This window comes from Rhizobacter sp. P3_B12, assembly GCF_056402895.1.
On the sequence record NZ_JBFUGN010000481.1, the window covers coordinates 1 to 4,637 of the forward strand.

The window sequence follows — 4,637 nt, forward strand, 5'->3', positions numbered from 1 at the left end:
ATTATAGGTAGCGCCTGCTCACCTGGTGTCTGCCGATTTGCCCGGGCCGAAATGTGAATGCTATACTCGCGGTCTTTGCCCCACCCACCTGGATCACGCAAACAAAATGGCTACCTCCTCCAAAGTCAAGAAGACGGTCCGCATCGCGTCGGGCCGCAAGCGCGTCCGCCAGGACGTGAAGCTCAACGCCGCCAACACCGCGCTGCGTTCGAAGTTCCGTACGGTCGTCAAGAACGTTCAAAAGGCTGTTGTCGCCGGCGACAAGGCCAAGGCTGTTGAAATCTTCAAGACCGCCCAGGGCGTCATCGATTCCGTGGCTGACAAGGGCCTGTTCCACAAGAACAAGGCAGCTCGCCACAAGAGCCGCCTGTCGGCCAAGATCAAGGCTCTCGCAGCCTGATTGAAAGATTCCAGGTGGTAAGTGAGAAGGCCCGCTCAGCGGGCCTWTTTCATTGGTGCCGCGAAACCTGGAGGCCAGGGTATCAGGCGGCCTGCTGTGCCGACGGCGGCACCGGCGCCAGCTGACCGTTCGGCAGCAGGCAAGCCTCGACGACCTGCAGGTCGTTGTCGCGCGCGAAGTTCATCACGAAGTCCCAGGCCATCGGCTCCAGCGCCTTCAGCTCCTCGCTGACGATCACGCACTTCACGCCGTTGATCACGCGCGGCACGCAGTACGGCGAGTAGCCGATGAACGACCCGATGCCGCCCGCCGAACCGCCGGGGCGGAAGCTCGACATCGCCCCCGCCAGCCGCTCCGCCCAGTCGCTGGGTCGGAAGGTCTTGCCATCCTTGGTGATGCCTTGGATGAACACTTCGCGGGGCAAGGGTGAGGTCATGCGTGCTGCGGGCGTGGGGTCGAACGGATGGCGGGTCGGCCGCCGGCTATTGTGCCGCGAATATGCTGCGCCGCAGCACATTGCGCGGCCCGCCAGGGGCTTGCACCTGTGCCTTTATCGGCGGGGCGGGACCGACCCTTAGAATCCAAGGCCCCGTGCGGCGCCCTTGCTGCCCGGTATTGCGCACTTCCGGAGTCTTCCCGCAATGAATGCGACCACCGCCCCCGCCGCCCAGCCCATGCCCCACGTGATGCCGACCTACGGTCGCCTGCCGTTCGCGCTGTCGCATGGCCGAGGCTGCTGGGTGTGGGACACCGACGGCAAGAAGTACCTCGACGGCCTGGGCGGCATCGCCGTCAACACCGTCGGCCATGCGCACCCGAAGCTGGTCGCCGCGCTGCAGGACCAGGTCGGCAAGCTGATCCACAGCTCCAACTACTACCAGGTGCCGCTGCAGGAGCAGCTCGCCGCGAAGCTGACCGAGGTCTCGGGCCTGACCAACGCCTTCTTCTGCAGCACCGGCCTGGAGGCCAACGAAGGCGCGCTGAAGATCGCCCGCAAGTACGGCCACGACAAGGGCATCGATCGCCCGGAGATCATCGTCTACGAGAAGGCCTTCCATGGCCGCTCGATCGCGACGCTCTCGGCCACCGGCAACACCAAGGTGCAGGCCGGCTTCGGCCCGCTGGTCGAAGGCTTCGTGCGCGTGCCGCTGAACGACCTGGCCGCGGTGCGCCAGGTGGCCGCCGAGAACCCGAACGTGGTCGCGGTGTTCCTGGAGGTGATCCAGGGCGAAGGCGGCATCAACGTCTCGACGATCGAGTACCTGCAAGGCATCCGCAAGATCTGCGACGAGCGCGGCTGGCTGCTGATGCTCGACGAGGTGCAGTGCGGCCTGGGCCGCACCGGCAAGTGGTTCGCGCACCAGTGGGCCGGCATCAAGCCGGACGTGATGCCGCTCGCCAAGGGCCTGGGCTCGGGCGTGCCGGTGGGCGCGATCGTCTGCGGCCCGAAGGCGGCCAACGTGTTCGGCCCGGGCAACCACGGCAGCACCTTCGGCGGCAACCCGCTCGCGATGCGCGCCGGCGTCGAGACGCTGCGCATCATGGAAGAAGAGAAGCTGCTCGAGAACGCCGCCAGCGTCGGCGCTGCGCTGAAGGCCGGCATCGAGAAAGAGCTGGCCGGCGTGCAAGGTTTCGTCGAGGTGCGCGGCCAGGGCCTGATGCTCGGCATCGAGCTCGACCGCCCGTGCGGCGTGCTGCTGAACCGCGCGGCCGAGGCCGGCCTGCTGCTGAGCGTCACCGCCGACCGCGTGATCCGCCTGGTGCCCTCGCTGATCCTCACCGCCGACGAAGCGGCGCAGATCGTGGCCATCCTGTGCCCGCTGGTCAAGCGCTTCCTGTCCGAAACCCCTGCCACGCCATGAAGCCCGGCATGAGCCTCATCAAGCACTACCTGCAGTTCAAGGATTTCCGCGCCGAGGAATACGCCTACCTGTTCGAGCGCGCGGGCATCATCAAGAAGCGCTTCAAGAACTACGAGAAGTACACGCCGCTGGTCGACCGCACGCTCGCGATGATCTTCGAGAAGGCGTCCACGCGCACCCGCGTCAGCTTCGAGGCCGGCATGTACCAGATGGGCGGCTCGGTGGTGAACCTGACCACCGGCGACAGCCAGCTCGGCCGCGCCGAGCCGATCGAGGACAGCGCGCGCGTGATCAGCCGCATGGTCGACCTGGTGATGATCCGCACCTACGAGCAGACCAAGCTCGATGCCTTCGCGGCGAACTCGCGCGTGCCGGTGATCAACGGGCTGACCAACGAGTACCACCCGTGCCAGATCCTGGCCGATCTCTTCACGTACATCGAGCACCGCGGCACGAGCACCGAAGGCGGCGCTCTCGCTTGCCTGGCCGGCAAGGTGGTGGCCTGGGTCGGCGACGGCAACAACATGGCCAGCACCTGGCTGCAGGCGGCGAGCATCCTCGGCTTCACGCTGCACGTCAGCACGCCGTCGGGCTACGAGGTCGACGCGAAGGCCGCCGGCGTCAGCGACACCGGCTGCATCAAGGTCTTCAAGGACCCGCTCGAGGCCTGCCGCGGCGCGCACCTGGTGACCACCGACGTCTGGACCAGCATGGGCTACGAGGCCGAGAACGAGGCCCGCATGAAGGCCTTCGCCGACTGGTGCGTCGACCGCGAGATGATGGCCGCGGCGCAGCCCGACGCCCTCTTCATGCACTGCCTGCCGGCGCACCGCGGCGAGGAGGTCGACGCCGACGTGATCGACGGCCCGCAATCGGTCGTCTGGGACGAGGCCGAGAACCGCATGCACGTCCAGAAGGCCTTGATGGAATACCTGCTGCTGGGCCGCATCGGTTGACGCCGACCGGCCCGCGGCACGCGACCGCATGAAGCTTGCCCTGATCACCGACCTGCATGCCAACCGCGAGGCCGTCGAGGCCGTGCTCGCGCATGCGCAAGCGCAGGGCGCGCAGCAGCACGTGTTCCTCGGCGACTACGTCGGCTACGGCGCCGAGCCGGGCTGGGTGGTCGACTGCGTGCAGGCCCACGTGGCCGGCGGCGCGATCGCGGTGATGGGCAACCACGACGCGGCCGCGGTGCAGGGCGCGCAGCCGACGATGGTGCCCGACGCACGCGAGGCCGCCGCCTGGACGCACGAGCGGCTGACGCTGCCGCAGCTCGACTTCCTGTCGAAGCTGCCGCTCACCGCGCGCGACGCCGACCGCCTCTACGTGCATGCCAACGCGCATGCGCCGGCCGCGTGGGGCTACGTCACCGGCCGGCTCGATGCGGTGCGCAGCCTGCATGCCACCGATGCGCGCATCACCTTCTGCGGCCATGTGCACGAGCCGCTGCTGTTCCACCTGTCGGGCACCGGCAAGGTCGGCGATTTCACGCCGGTGCCGGGCGTGCCGATCCCGCTGTCGCCGCAGCGGCAATGGCTGGTGATCCCCGGCTCGGCCGGCCAGCCGCGCGACGGCAACCCGGCCGCCGCCTATGCCACCTTCGACACCGTCAGYGGCGACCTGACCTACCACCGCGTGCCCTACGACCACGAGGCCGCGGCCGCCAAGGTGCTCGCCGCCGGCCTGCCCGAACGCCTGGCCCAGCGCCTGATCGATGGACACTGAGGCCGGGCCGGCAAGGCCCTCGTCGCGCCTGGCCGCCGGCCAGGTCATCGACGGCTTCCGGCTCGACGCCCACCTGCACCAGGGCGGCATGGCCAACCTGTGGGCCGTCACACGCCTGGGCAGCGACGACCCGATGCCGCTGATCATGAAGGTGCCGCGCATCAAGGGCGGGGAGGACCCGACCAGCATCGTCGGCTTCGAGGTCGAGCAGATGATCCTGCCGTCGCTCGCCGGCGTGCACGTGCCGAAGTTCATCGCCAAGGCCGACTTCACCGGGCAGCCGTTCATCGTGATGGAGCGGCTGTCGGGCGATTCGCTGCGCCGGCGCTTCGACGACGCGCCGCTGCCGATCGCCGAGGTGGTGGATGTCGGCGCGCTGGTCGCGACCGCGCTGCACGACCTGCACCGCCAGCACGTGGTGCACCTCGACGTGAAGCCGAGCAACATCATGTTCCGCAAGGCGCCGGACGGCTCGCGCACCGATGCCGTGCTGGTCGACTTCGGCCTGTCGCGCCACGACTTCCTGCCCGACCTGCTCGACGAGGAGTTCGAGCTGCCGATGGGCACCGGCCCGTACATGTCGCCGGAGCAGGTGCAGTTCATCCGCAACGACCCGCGCAGCGACCTGTTCGCGCTCGGCGTGCTGC

6 protein-coding genes are annotated in these 4,637 nt (G+C 68.4%); 5 read left to right on the top strand and 1 reads right to left on the bottom strand.

Translation table 11 applies throughout. The features are described 5' to 3' along the window. Positions 1–106 precede the first annotated feature (106 nt). A complete protein-coding gene (rpsT, locus tag AC1D01_RS21725; protein WP_477869969.1) occupies positions 107–400 on the top strand; it encodes a 30S ribosomal protein S20 in 294 nt (97 codons plus the stop codon). A gap of 82 nt (positions 401–482) precedes the next feature. Here rpsT and AC1D01_RS21730 read toward each other — a convergent pair whose 3' ends face one another. Continuing rightward, positions 483–836 (bottom strand): DUF3579 domain-containing protein, encoded by a 354-nt coding sequence (locus tag AC1D01_RS21730; RefSeq protein ID WP_047500672.1) that lies wholly within the window; start codon positions 834–836, stop codon positions 483–485. Positions 837–1,041: 205 nt separating this feature from the next. Between AC1D01_RS21730 and AC1D01_RS21735 the strand changes: the two genes are divergently transcribed. From AC1D01_RS21735 to AC1D01_RS21750, 4 genes are all read left to right on the top strand, one after another. Beyond that, the gene (locus tag AC1D01_RS21735) at positions 1,042–2,262 is read left to right on the top strand and encodes an aspartate aminotransferase family protein (RefSeq protein WP_477869971.1); all 1,221 of its coding nucleotides are present in this window, start codon (positions 1,042–1,044) and stop codon (positions 2,260–2,262) included. Then, positions 2,259–3,218 carry an ornithine carbamoyltransferase gene (argF, locus tag AC1D01_RS21740; RefSeq protein WP_477869973.1) on the top strand — a complete coding sequence of 320 codons (960 nt, stop codon included), beginning with the start codon at positions 2,259–2,261 and terminating at the stop codon, positions 3,216–3,218. Before AC1D01_RS21735 ends, argF begins: the two co-directional genes overlap by 4 nt. A gap of 28 nt (positions 3,219–3,246) precedes the next feature. Continuing rightward, a complete protein-coding gene (locus tag AC1D01_RS21745) occupies positions 3,247–3,990 on the top strand; it encodes a metallophosphoesterase family protein (protein WP_477869975.1) in 744 nt (247 codons plus the stop codon). Next, the coding region (locus AC1D01_RS21750; RefSeq protein WP_477869977.1) for a serine/threonine protein kinase at positions 3,980–4,637 on the top strand (658 nt) is incomplete at its 3' end. The genes AC1D01_RS21745 and AC1D01_RS21750, both read left to right, overlap by 11 nt.

Bases quoted from the DNA above. Each gene is read 5' to 3' on its own strand.
- AC1D01_RS21730 (WP_047500672.1), bottom strand. From the start codon at position 836: ATGACCTCACCCTTGCCCCGCGAAGTGTTCATCCAAGGCATCACCAAG.
- rpsT (WP_477869969.1), top strand. From the start codon at position 107: ATGGCTACCTCCTCCAAAGTCAAGAAGACGGTCCGCATCGCGTCGGGC.
- AC1D01_RS21735 (WP_477869971.1), top strand. From the start codon at position 1,042: ATGAATGCGACCACCGCCCCCGCCGCCCAGCCCATGCCCCACGTGATG.
- argF (WP_477869973.1), top strand. From the start codon at position 2,259: ATGAAGCCCGGCATGAGCCTCATCAAGCACTACCTGCAGTTCAAGGAT.